This window comes from Kerstersia gyiorum (assembly GCF_004216755.1).
Classification (GTDB): Bacteria; Pseudomonadota; Gammaproteobacteria; order Burkholderiales; family Burkholderiaceae_B; genus Kerstersia; species Kerstersia gyiorum.
Window position 1 is genome coordinate 130,283 of sequence record NZ_SGWZ01000007.1, and the last position, 20,511, is coordinate 150,793.

Sequence of the window (20,511 nt, forward strand, 5' to 3'; positions counted from 1 at the left end):
AGGAGTCCATGCATGCTCGAATTAGCCCGAATTTCTACGCCTCAGGAGGCCGGAGAATCCTGGCCCCCCGATGGGGAGGCCGGATTGGTCGCGGGCCTGGCCAGCACGGCCGAGGAAATCGAGCAAGTGCAGCGGCTGCGCTACCAGGTCTTTTCCGAGGAAATGGGCGCGGTGCTGCATGGCTGTGAAGACGGCCTGGATCGAGATCGTTTCGATCCCTGGTGCGAACACCTGATGGTGCGCGAACTGGGCACGGGGCGCGTCGTCGGCACCTATCGCATCCTGACGCCGCAAGGCGCGCGGGGCGCGGGTGCCTACTATTCCGAATCCGAGTTCGATCTCAGCGGCCTGGGGGAAATCCGCCAGGAGCTGGTCGAGTTCGGCCGTTCCTGCACGCATGCCGATTTCCGCAGCGGGTCAGTGATCATGTTGCTGTGGGCTGGCCTGTCGGAGTTCCTGGTGCGCGGCAGCTTCCGCTACGTGCTGGGCTGCGCCAGCGTGCCGCTGCGTGATGATGGCGTGACGGCGGCGGAAGTCTATCGCCAGGCCGAAGCACAGATCCGTGGCCCGGGCCCGAAGGTGGCGCCCTGGCATCGTTATCCTGTCGAACGCCTGAATCACAGCCTGCCGGCCAAGCTGCCGCCGCTGATCAAAGGCTACCTGAAAATCGGAGCCAAGGTCTGCGGCGAGCCGGCCTGGGACCCTGATTTCAATACGGCCGATTTTCCCATGTTGCTGACGGTCGATGAAATGGACGAACGTTACCGCAAGCACTTCGGGCTGGATGCCCTGCTGGCGGAAGGGTTGCCCGCCCTGGGCAATCAGCCTGGCGGGAAGGCCTGAGATGGCAACGGCGCAGCGGTCTGACAGACGGCTGCGCCGTTTGGTGTTGCGCCGCTATTTGCGGGCGACGCGCAGCTTACGCCTGACGCTCAAGGATTTCGAAAGAAAAACCCGCTTTGCGCCATTCTGAGGCCTCAGTTTCCAGGGCGTATTCCAGCAAGGGGTTGGTACGGCGCCAGCCGTTCGGCATGCTGACGCTGATCTGGCTGTTCTTGACGGCCAGCGAGAGCGGCAGTCGAGCCATGGACTGACGCCGCCGAAAGAGCAGGGCGGCCAGGCGCAGACAAAGAATGGCGCGCCATTTCACATCATTCTTTGGCTTGCCGGGCAGGCGCGAGAGCTTGCCGTGGTGGGCGAAGGCCAATTGCGCCAGCAATTCCTGGTCGTCATTGGAAAAGCCTGGCATTTCCGCATTTTCCAGCACATAGGCGGTGTGACGGGCGTAGCCGTTGTGTGCAATGGAAAGGCCGATCTCGTGCAGGCTGGCGGCCCATTTGAGCGCCAGTACCAGTTCGTGGTCGACTTCCGCTGGACGGCATTGCTCGAACAGCGCCAGCGCGGCGTCGCGGACGCGCTCCGCCTGGTTCTGGTCCACGTGGTAGCGCCGCATGAACTGATCGACGGTTTCCTGGCGCGTATCGTGTTCGTCTTCGCGGCCCAGCAGGTCGTACAGGACACCGACACGCAGCGCGCCGTCGCCAGTACGCATGGATTCTATTTTCAGTTCACTGAAAATGGCGGCCATGATGACCAGACCGCCGGGCAGCACGTCGGCGCGTTCCAGCTTGATGCCGGGATGCTCGGACGCAATGACCTTGCCCGAGCGTATCAGCTTGGCTTTCAGCGCTTCCATGCCCTTGAGAGTGATGCCCTGGCTGGACAGGCCGGATTCGGTCAGGATCGCGTAGAGCGCCTTGGCGGTGCCGGACGAGCCGAAGGCCTCGGCCCAGCCCACTTTTTTGTAGCGCCGGGTGATGGTTTCGATCTCGCGGCGGGCTGCCAGGTCGGCCTGCTGCATGCTGGCGCTGGTGATCTGGCCATCCGGGAAAAAGCGCTGGCTGAAGCTCACACAGCCCATGTGCAGCGAGGCGACCTGCAAGGGCCGGTAGCCTTTGCCAATGATCAGTTCGGTGGAGCCGCCGCCGATGTCGACGATCAGCCGCTGGGCCGTGGAGGAAGGCAGGCAATGCGCCACGCCGGCATAGATCAGGCGGGCCTCTTCGTGGCCAGCCACGACTTCGATGGGAAAGCCCAGCGCGGCTTCGCAGCGGGCCAGCAATTGATCGGCGTTGCGCGCGACCCGGAAGGTATTGGTGGCGACGGCACGGACGCGGTCCGGGCGGAAATCGCGAAGGCGGTCGCCGAACAGGCGCAGGACTTCAGTGGCGCGGACGATGGCTTCGTCTGCCAGAACCAGTGAGGCATCCAGGCCGGCAGCCAGTCGTACCGTTTCCTTGAGCCTGTCGACCTGGTAGATCTGACTGACCCCGGCTTCCTGCACGACTCGTCCGATGGACAGTCGGAAACTGTTGGAGCCGAGGTCTACGGCGGCCAGGAGGTTATCCATGGTTCCCCTTGTTATCAGTTATATGCAGTTGCCGGATTATAGATTTATGAAAGAGCCAGAATGCTGCACAGCAACGGAATTTTTCCATTGTTCGGGAATTAATCCCTGATGGCCCTATGGCAGGCGCTTTGGCGTGCTGTCATATTTATGTCATTCTATTGAAGTAAAAGTAGGAGTTTTTCTCCGTCTGCCGATTTTGTTGAAGAGATCCCATGCCTGATACTGTTTCCATCCGTCCGGATGCATTGCTTCTGAACCGGGAGCTGTCGCTGCTCAAGTTCAATGAAAGAGTGCTCAGCATGGCGGACAGGGAAGATACGCCCTTGCTCGAAAGGCTGCGTTATGTCTGCATCGTCAATTCGAACCTTGATGAGTTTTTCGAGATTCGCGTCTCCAGTCTCAAAGAGCAGCAGCGCCTGACGCCGGACCTGCGTGGTGACGACGGCCTGACGCCGGACGAAGCCTTCCGCCTGGTGCAAAGCCGCGTGCATGATCTGGTCGAGAGACAGTACGAACTGCTCAGCGAGGAACTGCTGCCGCGGCTGGAAAAGGAAGGGATCGCGCTGCTGCACGTGGACCGCTGGACCGAGGAGCAGCGCGCCTGGGCCTTCGACATGTTCCTGCGCGACGTTATGCCGCTGCTGACACCCATAGGCCTGGATCCGGCGCATCCGTTCCCCAGGGTGTACAACAAGAGCCTGAATTTCATCGTTTCGCTGTCCGGTACCGATGCCTTCGGCCGCAATGCTTCCATTGCCATCGTCCAGGCGCCCAGGGCACTGCCGCGTCTGGTGCATATGCCCGAGGCGGTTTCCGGCATGCAGCACGGCTATGTGCTGCTGACGGCCTTGATGCGCGCCTTCGTCGGCGAGCTTTTCCCTGGCCTGGAAGTGCGTGGTTGCTACCAGTGGCGCGTGACTCGCAACAGCGACCTGTTCGTGGACGAGGAAGAAGTCACCAATCTGCGCCAGGCCTTGCAGGGGGAGCTGTCGCAACGCAATTTCGGGGCTGCCGTGCGGCTTGAACTCGATACGCGCGCGCCCAAGGACCTGGAAGTCTATCTGCAAAAGGAATTCGCCCTGACGGCGGCGGATACCTATCGCGTCAGCGGACCGGTGAATCTGTCGCGCCTCATGCGCCTGTGCGACGTCGCGGACCGGCCAGCCTTGCTGTTTCCTTCCTACCGGGCACCCGTGCCGGAACCATTCTCACAGCGCGGCGCCAAACCGGCGGAATTGTTTGCCGCGATCGCGGCGGGCGACCGTCTGCTGCATCATCCCTATCAATCGTTCCAGCCCGTCATTGATTTCCTGACGGCGGCGGCGCTGGACCCCGATGTGGTGGCGGTCAAGCAGACCATCTACCGCACCGGAGAAGACTCCGAACTGATGCGCCTGCTGATGGCGGCCGCGCGTGCCGGCAAGGAAGTCACCGTTGTGGTGGAGTTGATGGCCCGCTTCGACGAACAGACCAATATCAACTGGGCGGCCAAGCTGGAAGAGGTCGGGGCGCACGTGGTGTATGGCGTCGTCGGTCACAAGACTCATGCCAAGATGGCGTTGGTGCTGCGCCGCGAGAACGGCCAGATTCGCCGCTACGGTCACCTGGGTACTGGCAACTATCACCCCCGCACCGCCAGGCTGTATACCGATTTCGGCCTGCTGACGGCTAACCCTGCGCTGTGCGACGACATGGACAAAGTGTTTTCCCAGTTGACCGGGCTGGGGGCGCGGCGCAATCTGCAATTGCTGTTGCAGTCGCCGTTTAACCTGCACGAACGCATGGTGTCGCTGATACGCGCCGAAGCCCGCGCGGCGGCCGAAGGCCAGAAGGCCCGCATCATGGCCAAGATGAATGCCCTGCTGGAGCCGGACATCATCCAGGAACTGTATGCGGCCAGCCAGGCCGGCGTGAAGATAGACCTGATCGTGCGTGGCGCCTGCGCGCTGCGTTCCGGGGTGCCGGGCCTGTCGGAAAATATCCGGGTGCGCTCCATCGTCGGGCGCTTCCTGGAGCATTCCCGGGTGTTTTATTTCTACGACGGCGGCAAGGAGACTGTCTATCTGTCCTCGGCTGATTGGATGGAACGCAATTTCTTCCGCCGCGTGGAGCTGGGTTTCCCCATCCTGGAGCGCAAGCTCAAGCGCCGGGTCATCAGTGAAGCCTTCCTGATGGCGTTGCGTGACAATCAGCTGGCCTGGCAGCAACGCCCCGATGGCGACTATGCGCGGGTGCGCGGCCGTGGCGAAGCGTATAACCTGCACGACAAATTGATGGCCTTGCTTGGAAAGTCATGACTGTCATGTTTCTGTCATCGACAGACTCTACGATAGCGTTCGTACAGGCTGGATGCCTGTCAGTGACTTCCTAACAAGACCTGAGGGATTGCAATGTTCAAACGTGTTTTCAAGCAGCTGGCCGTTGGTGTCGCCTTTGGCGCGTTCACCCTGTCCGCGCATGCCGCCGACATCACTGGCGCCGGCGCGTCCTTCCCCTATCCGATCTACGCCAAGTGGGCATCGGACTACAAGGCCCAGACGGGCAACCAGGTGAATTACCAATCCATCGGCTCGGGCGGCGGTCAACAACAGATCATTGCCAAGACCGTGGACTTCGGTGCTTCCGATGACCCCCTGAACGCCGAAAAGCTGCAGGAAAACAATCTGCTGCAATTCCCCGCCGTGATCGGCGGCACCGTGGCCGTGGTCAATATCGACGGCGTACAGCCGGGCCAGCTGAAGCTGTCGGGCCAGATCCTGGGCGACATCTTCCTGGGCAAGATCAAGAAGTGGAACGACCCCGCGATTGCCGCGCTGAACTCGGGCGTGACCCTGCCCAACGCTGACATCGTCGTGGTGCACCGTTCGGACGGCTCGGGCACGACCTTCGGCTGGACCAACTATCTGTCCAAGGTCAATGCCGACTGGAAGTCGCAGGTTGGCGAAGGCAAGGCCGTCAAGTGGCCGGTGGGCCAGGGCGGCAAGGGTAACGAAGGCGTGGCCAACTATGTCGGCCAGCTGAAGAATTCGATCGGCTACGTCGAATACGCCTACGCCAAGCAGAACAACCTGGCCTGGACGCAGCTGCAGAATGCCGCCGGCAAGTTCGTTCAGCCTGAGCAGAAGGCCTTTGCCGCTGCTGCTGCCTACGCCGACTGGGATGCCGCTCCCGGCATGGGCGTGGTCCTGACCAACCAGCCTGGCGATGATTCGTGGCCCGTGACGGCAGCCACCTTCATCCTGGTGCAAAAGACCCAGGACAAGCCGGCCCAAGGCAAGGCTGTACTGGAGTTCTTCGACTGGGCGTTCAAGAACGGCCAGGAGTCGGCCTCCGCGCTGGACTACGTGCCTCTGCCTGAAGCTGTGACCGGCAAGATCCGCACCATCTGGGCGCAGGAAATCAAGGCTGCCGACGGCGCCGCGATCTGGAAGTAATCAGCAGGGCCGGGCGGAAGCGGGCGACCGCTTCCGCGGCACCTGGGCCGGGGGCTGCCTCAGAACATACCCCGGCATTTTTTTTGCAATGATTCTGTTGAATATTAGGAAGATGCACCCATGAGTGCGGTAATGGATAACAGCGAGCAGGCTGTGCGTCAGCCCGAGGCGGCGACAGGCGCCCCGGTCCCCGAAACCCCCAACCGCAACGCACTGATGGATGCGTTGTTCAGGAATCTCACCCGAATATTCGCTTTCCTGGTTTTCATCCTGTTGGCGGCGATCATGGTGTCGCTGATTTATGGCAGCCATGAAACGCTTTCCGAGTATGGCCTGTCCTTCCTCTGGACCAATGAATGGGACCCGGTGCAGGAGTCCTATGGCGCGCTGGTGCCTATTGTCGGCACCTTGCTGACGTCCTTCATCGCGCTGATCATCGCCGTGCCGGTGTCCTTCGGCATCGCCATGTTCCTGACCGAGCTGTCCCCCGCCTGGCTGCGCCGCCCGCTGGGCACTGCCATTGAAATGCTGGCCGCCATTCCGTCGATCATCTACGGCATGTGGGGCCTGTTTGTGTTCGTACCTGTCTTCCAGCAATACGTGCAACCCACCATGATTTCCGTGTTGGGCAGCATTCCGGTCATCGGCGGCTTTTTCTCCGGCCCGCCCTTCGGCATCGGCATCTTCACCGCCGGCCTGATCCTGTCCATCATGATCATCCCGTTCATTGCCTCGGTGATGCGTGACGTGTTCGAACTGGTGCCCCCCATGCTCAAGGAATCGGCCTACGGCCTGGGCAGCAGCACTTGGGAAGTGATGTGGAAGGTCGTGCTGCCTTTCACGCGCTCTGGCGTCATCGGCGGCATCATGCTGGGCCTGGGCCGGGCGCTGGGTGAAACCATGGCCGTCACCTTCGTCATCGGCAACGCCTTCCGCATTCCGGATTCCATTTTCGCACCGGGCAATTCGATTGCTTCCGCGTTGGCCAATGAATTCAACGAGGCGGGCGGCATGCAGAAATCCGCGCTGATCGAATTGGGCCTGATCCTCTTCCTGATCACGACGGTCGTGCTGGCGTGTTCGAAGGTCCTGCTGTTGCGCCTGTCGCGCTCGGAAGGCACCAAGAGCTGAACCGGACCGGAAACATTAGGCAAGAGAGACTCACCATGTCCACGAATTCCGCTTCTTCCGGCAACAAGTCGGTCATCAACATGCAGAACGGCATCTACCAGCGCCGCCGCATGACCAACAAAGTCATGCTGGGCCTGTCGATGGCAACACTGATCTTCGGCCTGTTCTGGCTGTTCTGGATCATTCTTACGCTGCTGGTCAAGGGTGGCGGCGCGATCTCGCTGTCGCTGTTCACCGAAATTACCCCGCCGCCAGGACAGACTGGCGGCCTGGCCAACGCCATTCTGGGCAGCTTCGCCATGGCGGGTGTCGGCACGCTGATCGGCACCCCGATCGGCATTCTGGCCGGTACCTACCTGGCGGAATATGGCCAGCGAGGCTGGCTCGCGCCGGCCACACGTTTCCTGAACGATGTGCTGTTGTCGGCGCCGTCCATCGTCATCGGCCTGTTCATCTACTCGGTCTATGTCTACCAGGTCGGGCACTATTCCGGCTGGGCGGGCGCCGTGGCGCTGTCCATCCTGGTGATCCCCGTGGTGGTCCGCACGACTGACAACATGCTGCTGCTGGTGCCTAACAGCCTGCGTGAAGCCTGCTTCGCCCTGGGCTGCCCCAAGTGGCGCATGATCCTGATGGTCTGTTACCGCGCTGCCCGCTCGGGCATGATCACCGGTGTGCTGCTGGCTGTGGCCCGGATTGCTGGGGAAACCGCACCGCTGCTGTTCACCGCGCTGTCCAACCAGTTCATGTCCTTCAATATGAATGCGCCCATGGCCAACCTGCCGGTGGTGATCTTCCAATACGCAGCCAGCCCCTTCAAGGACTGGAACACGCTGGCCTGGGCCGGCGCCGCGCTGATCACGCTTTTCGTGCTGGCCATCAACATTCTTGCGCGCAGCCTGTTCCGCAAGCACTGAACGCATATCCTCCGCGCATACGACCCGAATACTCTGCTGTCCAGGATTCATCATGGAAAATACCGCTACCGCCGCCAAGACGAGTGCTCCGCACATCCAGATCCCCAGTGAGCCCGCGAAGCTGCAGGTCAATGACCTGAATTTCTACTATGGCAAGTTCCACGCCATCCGCAACGTCAATATGACGATTCCGGAACATCGCGTGACGGCTTTCATCGGCCCGTCGGGTTGCGGCAAGTCCACGCTGCTGCGTACCTTCAACCGCATGTACGAGCTCTATCCGGGGCAGCGCGCAGAGGGCGAAATCCTGCTCGACGGCGAGAATCTGCTGACCACCAAGATGGACATCTCGCTGCTGCGCGCCAAAGTCGGCATGGTCTTCCAGAAGCCCACGCCTTTCCCCATGAGCATCTACGACAACATCGCCTTCGGCGTGCGACTGTTCGAGAAGCTCAGCCGCGGCGAAATGGACGAGCGGGTCGAATGGGCGCTGAGCAAGGCCGCGCTGTGGAATGAAGTGAAGGACAAGCTGCACCAGAGCGGCCACAGTCTCTCCGGTGGCCAGCAGCAGCGCCTGTGCATTGCTCGCGGCGTGGCGATCAAGCCGGAAGTCCTGCTGCTCGACGAACCCTGCTCGGCGCTGGACCCGATTTCCACCGCCAAGATTGAAGAGCTGATTGCGGAACTCAAGAACGAATACACCGTTGTTATCGTGACCCACAACATGCAGCAGGCTGCCCGTTGCTCGGACTACACGGCTTATATGTACCTGGGTGAGCTGATGGAGTTCGGCGAGACCGGGCAGATGTTCGTGAAGCCCTCGCGCAAGGAAACCGAGGACTACATTACCGGCCGTTTCGGCTAAGCAACGCTTGCCGCGCCGGCGCCTGGCGCCGTGCCTGGACCTTCTCTGGCTGACGGGCCTTCGCCTGCGCCGGGAAGGTCTTTTTTTTGCCGGAGCGGCCCTGGGCAAAGCGTTTCTCGGAAGCCCCGGGCCAAAGGCACGGCGAGGGTGGGGGTGTTGATGGGCGTTTCAGTATCGCGTCTCTCATTACAATGCTGGCAATGCAATGAAACGGGTGATCGGTGACATGACGCGCAGGCAGGGCATGGTTTTGTGGGCGCTGGCTGCGTTGGCATTGCTGCTGGTCGCTGATCTGGTTGCGATTTTGCTTGGCGATATCGACAGGCCGGACCGCAATGAGGGGCAGCGCTATGGGCACAGCCGCTTTTTCCTGGTGGATGGCGTCGTGCATGCGCAGGTGGTGGGCAGTGGGTTGGTCGCCATGCCGCAGGCGGACCCAGCCAGCTTTGCACCGCTGGAGGCGGAACAGCGCTCGGTGTTCCACATGGGGCGGGACCGGACGCATGTATATTGCGGCAACCATGTGCTGGCCGGGATGAATCCGACGCGGACGGTCGTGCTGGGCCAGGACTACGTTAGCGACGGCCGCACCACCTATTTCTGCAGCGAAAGCAGCGCGGCCAATCCAGATCAGCAGGGCTTGGCAGGATTCTGGCAGGCGCAGCGACACGCGTTGGGGCTGGGCCCACGCCGCCAGTCGCATATCCATGCCTGGGTGCAACTGCCTGAAAGCGCGGTGCCCTACCGCATTTTACCGGGTGCGCATCTGGCGACCGATGGCCGGCTGGTGTATCTGGCAGGCCAGTTGCTGCCTGGGGCAGATCCCTTGAACATCCGTGTGCTGCCCTGGTCGCGTGGGGGCCGCGCGGTTGGGTCCAGTGATTACCTGGCGGATACGCGCCATGTCTATTACCGGGGCAAACGCCTGGACATTCCGGCCAGCCCGGCCATGTATGTCGTGAGTATCGCGGGCGGCGACCGCCAGCCGCAGACCCTGATTGATCCGGCGGGCAGCGCCTATACCCAGGATCTGGCCTTTGACTCCGGGCAGGGGCCCTATCTGCCGCTGAGTGCGCCGGATGCGCCGGTGAACCACATGCTGCTGGCGGGAACGGACGGCGTCTATTACGCTGAACCGGTGCGCGGCGAGGTCCTGAGGCTGACTTCGGAAGTGACTCGTACCGGCGGCTGGCGGCCGCTGTCGGACCGTCTGGCGAGCAATGGCAGTCAGGTGCTGGTGTTGCACGCCGGCAGGGAGTGGATCAGGCGCGGGCGGCAGGGTGGCAGGGTATTGCAGGAACGTTGGACGCGCCTCTGGATGCTGGATGATGGCGAACCCGGCGGGTGGGTTTCGGCAGGAAAGGCACGCCAGGGGCTGGGAGAGGTATGGCGCCATGGCAGCCGGATGTATTTCCTGCCCGGCGAGCGCTGGTCGCTTGGCCTGGAGCAGCCCATCTATCGCATTGCGGACGAGCCTACGCGGCAGTGGTTGCTGGATGCATCCTTGCCACCCTTGTCGAACAAGGATTTGCGCGCGCGTATCGAAGCAGGGCAATTGACGCCGACACCCATGAGGGAACTGGGCATGGCGCGTTCCGTCTATCGTTTCTTCGGTGTCGCGGCCGCGCTGGGCGTAGCCCTGGCTGCATTGGTGCTGGCGCTGCTTGGCTACCGTTTCCTTTGGCAGGCCGTCGGCTGGCGGGGGCGCCCGGTTCTGTATGTGGACGGCGGGCGGCTGTACGCTGGCAATTTGCTGCACACTTTCTACCCGTTGGCGGAAGTGTCTTGCGTGACCATCCATGACGCCACGCCCGGCGGCCAGCAGGGCCGGCGGGCGGGCTTCAGCATTCAGGTGCGCAAGGGCAGGACGCATCGCTATGTCCTGAAGGGCGAAGACATTCCAATGCGGTTGGCTGCCCTCCCGGCATGGCTGGCCGGGCACGGGATACGGGTGCTGCGGGATACTGTTCAGGGGGCTTGAGCGGCAGGGCCTGGCTGCCCATGAAAAACGCCTCCCTGGAGGGAGGCGTTTCTGGCGCAAGGGGGGCGTGCCGAAAAATCAGGCGCGCGCCGCGTCTTCCAGTTCCAGCTCTTCTTCGAAGAGGGAGCGCTCGCCGCGTTCATCGCGGATGCGGGTAGGCAGGCCCATGGTTTCCAGCAAGGCAAGCAGTGGCCGTGCCGGCAACTGTTCGACGTTGACCATGCGGCGCACATCCCATTCACCTTTGGCGATCAGCACGGCGGCTGCAGCGGCTGGTACGCCTGCGGTATAGGAGATTCCCTGGCTGCCCACTTCTTCGTAGGCGGCCTTGTGGTCGCAGATGTTATAGATGAACACCTCGCGTTCCTGGTCTTGCCAGCGGCCTTTCACCAGGTCGCCGATGCAGGTTTTGCCGGTATAGTCCGGTGCCAGCGAGGCGGGGTCCGGCAGGACGGCCTTGACCACTTGCAGCGGCACGACGGTCTGGCCGCAGTCGGTCGTCACAGGCTTTTCGGACAGCAGGCCGATATTGTTCAGTACGTTGAAAACGTTGATGTAGTGTTCGCTAAAACCCATCCAGAAGCGGATGTTGGGCACATTGAGATGCTGTGACAGCGAATGCAGTTCGTCGTGGCCGGTGAGGTAGCTGGCCTGGCGTCCGACCACAGGCAGGTCGTCCTCGCGCTTGACCTCGAACATGCGGTTGGCTTTCCATTGGCTGTCCTGCCAGGTCCAGACCGTGCCGGTGAACTCGCGGAAATTGATTTCCGGGTTGAAGTTGGTGGCGAAGTACCGGCCGTGCGAGCCGGCATTGATGTCGATGATGTCGATGGAATCGACACTATCGAAGTATTCATTGACTGCCAGGGCGGCATAGGCATTGACGACGCCAGGATCGAAACCTATTCCCAGGATGGCGGTGACGCCTGCGGCATCGCAGCGCTCGCGGCGCTTCCATTCATGGTTTGCGTACCACGGAGGCTGTTCGCAGACGTGTGCGGGATCTTCGTGGATTGCCGTATCGAGATAGGCTGCGCCGGTTTCGATGCAGGCCTCGAGCACAGGCATGTTGACGAAGGCCGATCCGACGTTGATGACGATTTGCGCGTTCGTCCTGTTTATCAGGTCGCGGGTAGCGGCGCTATCCATGGCGTCGAGTTCATGGACTTCGAGCTTGCCGGCAATCTTCATGCTGCGGCGCGTATGCACATCGCTGGCGATAGCGCGGCACTTTTCAATGGAGCGCGAGGCGATGTGTATGTCGCCCAGCACATCATTGTTCTGGGCGCATTTGTGGGCGACTACCTGCCCGACACCTCCAGCGCCAATAATCAGGACATTTTTTTTCATTTCTCGATCAAACCCTCGTTGAGAAAAGGGGAACAATCGGGAGAGCCCCGCCAGTAACGGCTGTCAGGAGAGGCTCGCTGCGTAATCGTCGTACCCGAAGGTTTTGACGATCTCGGTTTCACCGGACAGGCGCCGTACCACGATGGATGGCATGTTCAGTCCGTTGAACCAATTCTTTTTGACCATGGTGTAGCCAGCGGCATCCTGGATGGAGATACGGTCGCCGGCCTGCAGTGGCTGCTCGAAACTGAACTCGCCGAAAATATCGCCCGCCAGGCAGGACTTGCCACACACCATGTAGCGGTGCGCGCCAGCGTCGGGTTCGATGCGGGCAGGCAGGGCGTAGACCAGCAGGTCCAGCATGTGCGCTTCAATGGAGCTGTCGACGATGGCGATGTCCTTGCCATTGTTCAGGGTGTCCAGCACCGAGACTTCCAGCGTCGCGCTGCCGCTGATGGCGGCCTCGCCCGGTTCCAGGTAGATTTGCACGCCATAGGTGTCGGCAAAGGCCTTCAGGCGGTCTGCCAGGGCGTCGATCGGATAGTCGTCAGCAGTGAAGTGCACGCCGCCGCCCAGGCTGATCCAGTCCACCTGGGCAATCAGATGGCCGAACCGGGCTTCGATGCGCGAGAGCATCTGGTCGAAACTCTCGAAACTGCGGTTTTCGCAGTTGTTGTGGATCATGAAGCCGCTGATGTCGCCGATGAAAGGTTCGACACGGGCCGGGTCGTGCTCGCCCAGCCGGCTGTGGGGGCGAGAAGGGTCGGCCAGCAGGTATGGGGAATTACTCACCTGCGGATTGAGCCGCAAACCGCGCGGGATGCCGTCGGCCGCCTGGCGGAAGCGCTGCAGCTGGCCGATGGTGTTGAAAATGATCTTGTCAGCATGGGAGACGACCTCGGCAATTTCCGCATCGCTGTAGGCGACGCTGTAGGCATGGGTTTCACCGCCGAATTTCTCGCGGCCCAGGCGCACTTCCAGCAGCGAGGACGATGTCGTGCCGTCCATGTAATCCCGCATGAGCCCGAAGACGGACCAGGTGGCGAAGCACTTCAGGGCCAGCAGGGCCTTGGCGCCGGAGCGCTGCCGCAGATGGGCAATTTTCTCCATGTTGCGCAGCAGGCGGGATTCATCTATCAGGTAGTAAGGAGTCTGGATCATTTGGCAGTTGCGGAAAGTTCAGGCGCGTCTAACTGACTGGGTGAAAACAATGCCGGCCGCCCAGCCTGGTATCAGGCCGGAGGCAGCAGGCGCTAGCCGGAAATTGCCGTCGGCGGGGGGCAGCTTACTGGCCGATGGAGGAGCGGTCCGCGAGGGGACCGGTGGGTTCCACGGCGCTGGCTGGCATGTTGCCGGCGGCGTTGCCGCGAAGATTCGCTTCGTGGCAAGGGTTTTGCGGGATGGAACAGCCATCCTGCCGGTATGTCTCAGCCCGCAGGCGGGCAATGATGGATAGCCGTTCCGGGCCATCCGGCCTGGGGTTGCCCAGGCGATCCGACAGCCAGAGGCCGTCAGTGGCGAACCAGACGATCCAGGCGCCGACGGACACCTGGCCACCGCAGTCATCATTCAGGCGCCGGCTGACCCATTCATGCCACCGCTGGCGCAAGGCCGGTTCGGAAAACAGCATGACGGAAAGGACGGCCCAGCGTTGCGATGGCGCGCTGGCCGGCGCGCTGCTCATGGCATCCAGGTAGGCGCGGGTGAAGCGTCCCTGGGGGACCGGGTCCTGCTGCATGAGTGCCGCGATCTGCCGGTCCAGGCGCCGCAGGAACTCATCGCACATGGCTTCCAGCAGCGCGTGCTTGCTGGGAAAATGGTGCAGCAGGCCGCCTTTGCTGACGCCTGCTTCCTGGGCCACGGCCCGTAGGGTCAGCCCGTTCAGGCCATGTTCGAGCGCAATCCGCGCCGCTTCATCCAGCAATTGCCGGCGTACCGATTCAGGCTGTTTCTTGCGCTGATGAGCTATCGACATGGCAGGGGAAGATACCGCCCGGACGGTTTTTTGTCAATCTGACGGAACGAGCGAAAACCCCTCAAGTCAAGGCTTTTTGCGGTATTTTCACGGCATGTTCTGCGATTCGTGCCGATGGCGGGCGGGGAGATTGCGGCGATGTGACTGAGCGCCTCCGGGCATCGCGCAAGGACGGGCATCAGATATCTCCCCAAATGGCGCGGGTGAGGGGCACGGCAAGGCGTGGAAAGGGTAATATTAGCAAGCAAAAAAGATGCATGGAGGGCCGGATTTTCCAGGTACTTCGCCCTGTTTCAGGTGCTGCAAATTGCGTCGTTTTCGCATTACACTCAGCGAGTTACCCGGGCTGGTTACCCGGTGCACACAATTCTTTCCGCTATCACACCCATGGCCGCGTCGTCCGGCGGCCATGTCGCCATAGTCATGGTTGCTTTTTTGTCCCATATGGGCGCGCCATGATTAACGCCAAGAAGATTCAATACAGGGTTTCTATGCGAGCCAAGCCTATCTCTTTCACTGCGCCACGCATCGTGGTTACGGGTGCCATGTTGTTGTTGCTGGCTGCTTGCGGCGACAAGCCGCAAGGCGCGCCGCAGATGCAGCCGGAGGTCAAGGTCGTGACTGCGATCCAGCAGCGCGTGCCCATTATTTCTGAGTTGCCTGGCCGCGTCGATGCCGTCCGGGACGCCCAGGTCCGTGCCCGGGTCACCGGCATTGTAGAGAAGGTCAATTTCGAACAAGGCCGCGACGTCAAGGCGGGCGATCTGCTGTTCACGATCGACCGCGCCCAGCTCCAGGCCGTCTACAACCAGGCGAATGCACAGCTCAAGCAGGCCGAGGCCGCGCTGCTGAGCGCCCGTTCGCTGGCGCAACGCTACGAACCGCTGGTCAAGGTCAACGCGGTCAGCCGCCAGGAATACGACAACGCGCTGTCGGCGTCGCGTGAGGCGGAAGCCGCCGTGGTGGCAGCCAAGGCCGCGCTGGAGTCGGCTGCCATCAACCTGGGTTATACCAAGGTGACGTCGCCCATTAGCGGCCGCATCGGCGAACCGCTGGTAACTGAGGGCGCACTGGTGGAAGGCTCGACGGCAACGCACATGGCAACCGTGCAGCAGCTCGATCCCATCTACGTGGATTTCAACCAGAGTACGGCCGACCTGGCTCAGCTGCGCAAGGTGTTCAGCCATGGCAAGGTGCAGCGCGTCGACGAGGCGCCGGTTACGGTGATGCTCGATGGCCAGCCCTATGATCAAAAGGGCCGCCTGTTGTTTACCGGTGTGACGGTCGACCCGAGCACCGGCCAGGTCAAGCTGCGTGCCGAGGTACCCAATCCCCATTCCGAATTGCTGCCGGGCATGTTCGTGCGGGTGAAGCTTGAACAGGGCTATGACGAGAACGCCGTGCTGGTGCCGCAACAGGCGCTGCAGCGTGCGGTGGACGGTTCGGCCAGCGTGTTCCTGTTGCGTGATGGCGACACGATCGCCGTGGCACCGGTCAAGGTGGGCATTGCCTATCAAGGCCAGTGGGTGATCCAGGAAGGCGTGAGCGCTGGCGATGTCGTCGTCGTTGAAGGCTTCCAGAAGATCGGCCCGGGGGCCAAGGTGAAAGCACACCCCTGGAAGCAGCAGGAAGAGGGCGCTGCGCCTGCAGCCGCCGCGGCGCCTGCGGAGGCCAAATGATTCACAGCGAGGTCGCGCACGCCTCGGCGCCCCAACGGGCGCCAGGCGATTCCCTGTACCGTATCGCGAGATAGATTTCCATGCCTCAATTTTTCATAGAACGTCCCATCTTTGCCTGGGTGGTTGCGTTATTCATCACGCTGGCGGGGCTGTTGGCAATCCCGAACCTGCCCGTGGCCCAGTATCCGGAAGTGGCGGCGCCGTCGGTAACGATCACGGCCACCTATCCGGGGGCGTCGGCGCAGGATGTGTCCGAGCAGGTCACCAGCATCATCGAGGATGAGCTGCCGGGCGCGAAGAACCTGCTGTACTTCGAATCCGTGGCCGACTCGTTCGGCCAGTCGGAAACCACCGTGACCTTCCAGCCGGGTACCGACCCGGATATGGCTCAGGTGGACGTGCAGAACCGCGTGTCCAACGTGTCGGCATCCCTGCCCACCGCCGTGATGGAGCAGGGCCTGCGCTTCGAACAGAGCAGCGCCAGCTTCCTGCTGATCGCCGCGTTGTACTCGGAAGACGGTCGTCTCGACGCCGTTGACCTGGCCGATTACATCACCCGCAACCTGAAGAACTCGGTGTCGCGCGTGCCTGGCGTCGGCAAGTTCCAGCTGTTCGCGGCCCAGCGGGCCATGCGCGTCTGGCTGGACCCTGCCAAACTCACCGGCCTGAACATCAGTGTCAACGAGCTGAACCAGGCCATTCGCCAGCAGAACGTGGTGGTGCCGTCCGGTTCGCTGGGCGCGCCTCCCGTGGCCAGTGACCAGTCAACGACGTCCATCGTCATGGTGAGCGGTCAGCTGAAGACGCCGGAAGAGTTCGGCAACATCCTGCTGCGCGCCAACCCCGACGGTACGACGGTACGTCTGCGAGACGTCGCTCGCATCGAGCTTGGCCAGGACAGCTACCAGTTTGCCTCACGTCTGAACGGCAAGGCCGCTGCTGCGTTCGCCATCCAGCTGACGCCGGACGGCAACGCGCTGGAAACGGCACAGGGCGTGCGCAAGGTGCTCGAGGAAATGGCGCCTTTCTTCCCGGATGGCGTGAAGTATGAAATTCCCTATAACACTGCTCCGTATGTCCAGGCGTCGATCCAGAAAGTGATCGAAACGCTGTTCGAAGCGCTGGTGCTGGTGTTCCTGGTGATGTTCCTGTTCCTGCAGAACGTCCGCTACACCTTGATTCCCGCGCTGGTGGTGCCGGTCGCCATTCTCGGCACGTTCTCGGTGATGCTGTTCCTGGGGTACTCGATCAACGTGCTCACCATGTTTGCCATGGTGCTTGCGATCGGGATTCTCGTGGACGATGCCATCGTGGTGGTGGAGAACGTCGAGCGTATCATGGCCGAGGAGGGCATATCGCCCAAGGAGGCCACCAAGAAGGCAATGCCGCAGATTTCCGGCGCCATCGTCGGTATCACGCTGGTGCTGACCACGGTGTTCCTGCCGCTGGGCTTCATGAGCGGGTCGGTGGGGGTGATCTATCGCCAGTTCGCTGTCGCCATGGCAGTGTCCATCCTGTTCTCGGCCTTCATGGCGCTGTCCTTCACGCCTGCGCTGTGCGTGACGCTGCTCAAGCCGATCAAGGGTGACCACCAGGCCGAGAAGAAGGGTTTCTTCGGCTGGTTCAACCGCCACTTCGACAACCTGACGCATCACTATGAGCGTGGCGTCGGCAAGATCCTGACGTGGAAGGGCCGCATGATGGTCCTGTTCCTGATCCTGGTCGTGCTGATGGGCTGGATGTTCATGCGTCTGCCTACCTCCTTCCTGCCGCAGGAAGACCAGGGCTTCGTCATTACCAACATCGAACTGCCTGCCGGCGCGTCGACCAACCGCACCAACGAGGTGATCAAGGAAGTGGAAGACTACTTCCAGGCGAACCCGTACGTGGAAAACATGGTGACGGTGCGCGGCTTCAGCTTCAACGGCAGTGGCTACAACGCTGCCATCGCGTTCGTGGTGCTGAAGGACTTCAAGGACCGCAAGGCGCCTGACGCCAGCGCCGAGGCCATTGCCGGTGCAAGTATGGGCAAGTTGCTGATGGGGATTCCCGATGCATTGGTCGTGACCGTCAACCTGCCTGCGATTCCGTCGCTGGGCAACGCCAGCGGTTTCGACTTCCGCCTGATGGACGTGTCCAGCCAGGGGACGGCGGCGCTGAATGCGGCGGCGGCCCAGATGCTGGGCTTGGCGGCAGGCAGCGACAAGCTGTCGCAGGTGCGTATCACCGGCCTCGGACCGGGTGCGCAGCTCACGCTGACGGTTGATCGTGTCAAGGCGGCGGCGCAGGGCGTGGACTTCTCCGAAGTCGCCGGCCTGATCTCCACCAGCCTGGGCTCCTCGTATCTGGGCAAGTTCCCGGATGCCGGCCGCATGCAGAACGTATGGGTGCAGGCAGATACTGCCTATCGCATGGAGCTCGATGAAATCCTCAAGCTCAGCGCGCGCAACCAGAAGGGCGAAATGGTGCCGCTGTCTACCTTCATCAGCTACGAATGGTCCAAGGGCCCGGTGCAGCTGGTGCGCTACAACAGCTTCCCGGCTGTGCGTATCGAAGGCAGCGCGGCAGAAGGCTATTCGTCGGGCGATGCCATGACGGAAATGGAAAACCTGATGAAGCAGTTGCCTGACGGGTTCTCCTATGCGTGGAACGGCCTGTCCTACCAGGAACAGGAAGCTGGCAACCAGACCTTCATCCTGATGGGCCTGGCGCTGTTGGTGGTATTCATGGTGCTGGCCGCCCTGTACGAAAGCTGGGCCATCCCGCTGTCGGTCATGCTGGTCGTGCCGCTCGGGGTGTTGGGTTCGGTACTGTTGGTTGGTGCCATGGGTATGGCCAACGACGTGTATTTCCACGTCGGTGTGATTACCGTGATTGGTCTGTCGGCAAAGAACGCCATTCTGATCGTGGAGTTCGCCAAGGACGCCTACGCCCGCGGCGCGACGCTGCTGGATGCCACCATGGAGGCGGCGCGCTTGCGCTTCCGTCCGATTCTGATGACGTCGCTGGCGTTCATCCTGGGCGTGGTGCCCCTGGCGCTGGCCACCGGCGCCAGCGCGGCCAGCCAGCGTGCGGTCGGTACCGGCGTGCTGGGCGGTATGCTTGCCGCGACGCCATTCGCTGTAGTATTCGTGCCTGTGTTCTTCGTTGTCGTCATGTCGATTTTCAAGACCCGTCCGCGCCTGCTGGGCGCACAGGCGGAAGCGGCTGCGGCAGAAGCACAGATAGACAAGGAAGAAGGGAATAAAGCATGACTATCAAGCAAGACTCGCAGCATGCCCTGAACGCTGGGCATGGCACGGGGCGGTTCTCGGTGCGTTTGCTGCCGCTGGCGCTGACTCTTGCGCTGGGCGCGTGCTCGCTGGCTCCCACCTATGAGCGGCCGGAAACGCCCTCCGGGGCGACCTGGACCGCCAACCAGGCGGATACCGACACGGCCAGGACGGCGGCGGAGATCAGCTGGCAGGAATTCTTCCTCGACCCGCAGCTCAAGGCCTTGATCGGTATTTCGCTGGAAAACAACCGCGATCTGCGCGTGGCCCTGCTGCGTGTGGAAGAGGCGCGGGCGCAATACCGCATCCAGCGTGCCGACCAGCTGCCGAACATTGGCGTGAACGGCCAGGTGCAGCGCAGCCGCACGGCGGAACAGCTGCGTGCGGGCGGTCCGGACAGCCCGGCGTTGGGCACGGTCTACCAGGCCGGTCTGGCCATGACTTCCTATGAACTGGACTTCTTCGGCCGGGTGCGCAATCTCTCCGAGGCAGCCCTGCAACAGTACCTGGCTACTGAACAGGCGGCCAAGACGGCTCGCATCGCGCTGGTGACGGAAGTGGCGAATGCGTACTTCGCTGAACGCGCGGCGGAAACCCTGCTGGATCTGGGCCGCAAGACGCGCGAAGCGCGCCAGGCGTCCTACGAGTTGGTGCTGGCGCGCTTCGAAGGTGGGGTGGCTACCGAGCTGGAACTTAACCAGGCGCGTGGCCTGCGCGACGCCATTGACGCCGAGCTGGCCCAGCTGCAGCGCTCCTCCATGCAGGCCAAGAATGCCCTGGCCTTGTTGATCGGCCAGGAACTGCCGGCCGACCTGCCGGCGCCGGCGCCGTTCGGCAGCAGCCAGCTGATCACCAACATTCCCGTGGGCGTGCCTTCCTCGCTGCTGACGCAGCGCCCGGATATTCTGGGGGCCGAAAACCAGTTGCTGTCGGCCAACGCCAGCATCGGTGCGGCGCGTGCGGCATTCTTCCCCAGCATTTCCCTGACAGGCCAGTTCGGGACGGCCAGCACGCACCTGTCCGACCTGTTCGGCAGCGGTTCGGGCGCATGGTCGTTCGTGCCGGTGATCAATCTGCCGATCTTCACGGCAGGTCGCCTGCAGGCCAACCTGGACGTGGCGGAAGTGCGCAAGGATATCGCGGTTGCCAATTACGAGAAGACCATCCAGCAGGCTTTCCGCGAAGTCGCGGATGCGCTGGCCGGAGAGGCGACGTACGGTGATCAGCTGAAGGCGCTGCGGGCGCAGGAATCTGCTGCTGGCCGTACGCTGGAGTTGTCCAACCTGCGCTATGAAACCGGTGTGGACAGCTACCTGCAGGTGCAAACCGCGCAGATCTCGCACTTCTCTGCACAGCAGGCCGTGGTGCAGGCGGAAGCGGCGTCGCTGAACAACCGCGTGGCGCTCTACAAGGCGCTGGGCGGCGGCTGGCAGGCGGAAGACCTGGCGGCGGCGCAGCGCGTCGAAGCGGAAAACGCTGGTAGCTGAGCGCCGATCA

At 62.2% G+C, this 20,511-nt stretch carries 14 protein-coding genes; 10 read left to right on the plus strand and 4 right to left on the minus strand.

Translation table 11 applies throughout. The features are described 5' to 3' along the window. Window positions 1-12 precede the first annotated feature (12 nt). Entirely contained in the window at window positions 13-843 is an 831-nt protein-coding gene (locus tag EV679_RS16510) for a GNAT family N-acetyltransferase (protein WP_130487796.1), read from the plus strand. A 76-nt stretch (window positions 844-919) separates the two neighbouring features. Here EV679_RS16510 and ppx read toward each other — a convergent pair whose 3' ends face one another. Then, complete coding sequence (gene ppx, locus EV679_RS16515) at window positions 920-2,410, minus strand: exopolyphosphatase (protein WP_130487797.1); 1,491 nt, start codon at window positions 2,408-2,410, stop codon at window positions 920-922. 212 nt (window positions 2,411-2,622) lie between these two features. On the opposite strand from ppx, the gene ppk1 reads away from it, so the two are divergent. The 6 genes from ppk1 to EV679_RS16545 all read left to right on the plus strand — a co-directional run bounded on the left by ppk1 (window position 2,623) and on the right by EV679_RS16545 (window position 10,738). Next, window positions 2,623-4,707, plus strand: coding sequence for a polyphosphate kinase 1 (ppk1, locus tag EV679_RS16520; protein WP_130487798.1), 2,085 nt, complete (start codon window positions 2,623-2,625; stop codon window positions 4,705-4,707). Window positions 4,708-4,800: 93 nt separating this feature from the next. Then, window positions 4,801-5,844, plus strand: a complete 1,044-nt coding sequence (pstS, locus tag EV679_RS16525) for a phosphate ABC transporter substrate-binding protein PstS (protein ID WP_068370216.1) — start codon at window positions 4,801-4,803, stop codon at window positions 5,842-5,844. Window positions 5,845-5,964: 120 nt separating this feature from the next. Continuing rightward, complete coding sequence (gene pstC, locus EV679_RS16530; protein WP_068370214.1) at window positions 5,965-6,975, plus strand: phosphate ABC transporter permease subunit PstC; 1,011 nt, start codon at window positions 5,965-5,967, stop codon at window positions 6,973-6,975. A gap of 35 nt (window positions 6,976-7,010) precedes the next feature. After that, window positions 7,011-7,892 (plus strand): phosphate ABC transporter permease PstA, encoded by an 882-nt coding sequence (gene pstA, locus EV679_RS16535; protein ID WP_127774727.1) that lies wholly within the window; start codon window positions 7,011-7,013, stop codon window positions 7,890-7,892. A gap of 52 nt (window positions 7,893-7,944) precedes the next feature. Then, window positions 7,945-8,757 carry a phosphate ABC transporter ATP-binding protein PstB gene (gene pstB / locus EV679_RS16540; protein ID WP_068370213.1) on the plus strand — a complete coding sequence of 271 codons (813 nt, stop codon included), beginning with the start codon at window positions 7,945-7,947 and terminating at the stop codon, window positions 8,755-8,757. A 205-nt stretch (window positions 8,758-8,962) separates the two neighbouring features. Beyond that, window positions 8,963-10,738, plus strand: coding sequence for a DKNYY domain-containing protein (locus EV679_RS16545; protein ID WP_130487799.1), 1,776 nt, complete (start codon window positions 8,963-8,965; stop codon window positions 10,736-10,738). Between the two features lie 78 nt (window positions 10,739-10,816). On the opposite strand, the gene EV679_RS16550 is transcribed toward EV679_RS16545, so the two are convergent. From EV679_RS16550 to EV679_RS16560, 3 genes are all read right to left on the minus strand, one after another. Continuing rightward, window positions 10,817-12,088, minus strand: a complete 1,272-nt coding sequence (locus EV679_RS16550; protein WP_068370211.1) for a saccharopine dehydrogenase family protein — start codon at window positions 12,086-12,088, stop codon at window positions 10,817-10,819. 63 nt (window positions 12,089-12,151) lie between these two features. Beyond that, window positions 12,152-13,249, minus strand: a complete 1,098-nt coding sequence (locus tag EV679_RS16555; protein WP_068370208.1) for a carboxynorspermidine decarboxylase — start codon at window positions 13,247-13,249, stop codon at window positions 12,152-12,154. Between the two features lie 124 nt (window positions 13,250-13,373). Continuing rightward, window positions 13,374-14,063 (minus strand): TetR/AcrR family transcriptional regulator, encoded by a 690-nt coding sequence (locus EV679_RS16560; RefSeq protein ID WP_130487800.1) that lies wholly within the window; start codon window positions 14,061-14,063, stop codon window positions 13,374-13,376. A 491-nt stretch (window positions 14,064-14,554) separates the two neighbouring features. On the opposite strand from EV679_RS16560, the gene EV679_RS16565 reads away from it, so the two are divergent. From EV679_RS16565 to EV679_RS16575, 3 genes are all read left to right on the plus strand, one after another. Next, window positions 14,555-15,742, plus strand: a complete 1,188-nt coding sequence (locus EV679_RS16565) for an efflux RND transporter periplasmic adaptor subunit (RefSeq protein WP_068370204.1) — start codon at window positions 14,555-14,557, stop codon at window positions 15,740-15,742. A gap of 80 nt (window positions 15,743-15,822) precedes the next feature. Beyond that, complete coding sequence (locus EV679_RS16570) at window positions 15,823-18,996, plus strand: efflux RND transporter permease subunit (protein WP_068370202.1); 3,174 nt, start codon at window positions 15,823-15,825, stop codon at window positions 18,994-18,996. Next, window positions 18,993-20,501 (plus strand): efflux transporter outer membrane subunit, encoded by a 1,509-nt coding sequence (locus EV679_RS16575; protein ID WP_130487801.1) that lies wholly within the window; start codon window positions 18,993-18,995, stop codon window positions 20,499-20,501. The genes EV679_RS16570 and EV679_RS16575 overlap by 4 nt, the downstream gene beginning before the upstream one ends. Window positions 20,502-20,511 lie beyond the last annotated feature (10 nt).

Bases quoted from the DNA above. Each gene is read 5' to 3' on its own strand.
- EV679_RS16545 (WP_130487799.1), top strand. From the start codon at position 8,963: ATGAAACGGGTGATCGGTGACATGACGCGCAGGCAGGGCATGGTTTTG.
- EV679_RS16550 (WP_068370211.1), bottom strand. From the start codon at position 12,088: ATGAAAAAAAATGTCCTGATTATTGGCGCTGGAGGTGTCGGGCAGGTA.
- EV679_RS16510 (WP_130487796.1), top strand. From the start codon at position 13: ATGCTCGAATTAGCCCGAATTTCTACGCCTCAGGAGGCCGGAGAATCC.
- EV679_RS16570 (WP_068370202.1), top strand. From the start codon at position 15,823: ATGCCTCAATTTTTCATAGAACGTCCCATCTTTGCCTGGGTGGTTGCG.
- EV679_RS16575 (WP_130487801.1), top strand. From the start codon at position 18,993: ATGACTATCAAGCAAGACTCGCAGCATGCCCTGAACGCTGGGCATGGC.
- pstS (WP_068370216.1), top strand. From the start codon at position 4,801: ATGTTCAAACGTGTTTTCAAGCAGCTGGCCGTTGGTGTCGCCTTTGGC.
- pstA (WP_127774727.1), top strand. From the start codon at position 7,011: ATGTCCACGAATTCCGCTTCTTCCGGCAACAAGTCGGTCATCAACATG.
- EV679_RS16555 (WP_068370208.1), bottom strand. From the start codon at position 13,249: ATGATCCAGACTCCTTACTACCTGATAGATGAATCCCGCCTGCTGCGC.
- pstB (WP_068370213.1), top strand. From the start codon at position 7,945: ATGGAAAATACCGCTACCGCCGCCAAGACGAGTGCTCCGCACATCCAG.
- ppk1 (WP_130487798.1), top strand. From the start codon at position 2,623: ATGCCTGATACTGTTTCCATCCGTCCGGATGCATTGCTTCTGAACCGG.
- pstC (WP_068370214.1), top strand. From the start codon at position 5,965: ATGAGTGCGGTAATGGATAACAGCGAGCAGGCTGTGCGTCAGCCCGAG.
- EV679_RS16565 (WP_068370204.1), top strand. From the start codon at position 14,555: ATGCGAGCCAAGCCTATCTCTTTCACTGCGCCACGCATCGTGGTTACG.
- ppx (WP_130487797.1), bottom strand. From the start codon at position 2,410: ATGGATAACCTCCTGGCCGCCGTAGACCTCGGCTCCAACAGTTTCCGA.
- EV679_RS16560 (WP_130487800.1), bottom strand. From the start codon at position 14,063: ATGTCGATAGCTCATCAGCGCAAGAAACAGCCTGAATCGGTACGCCGG.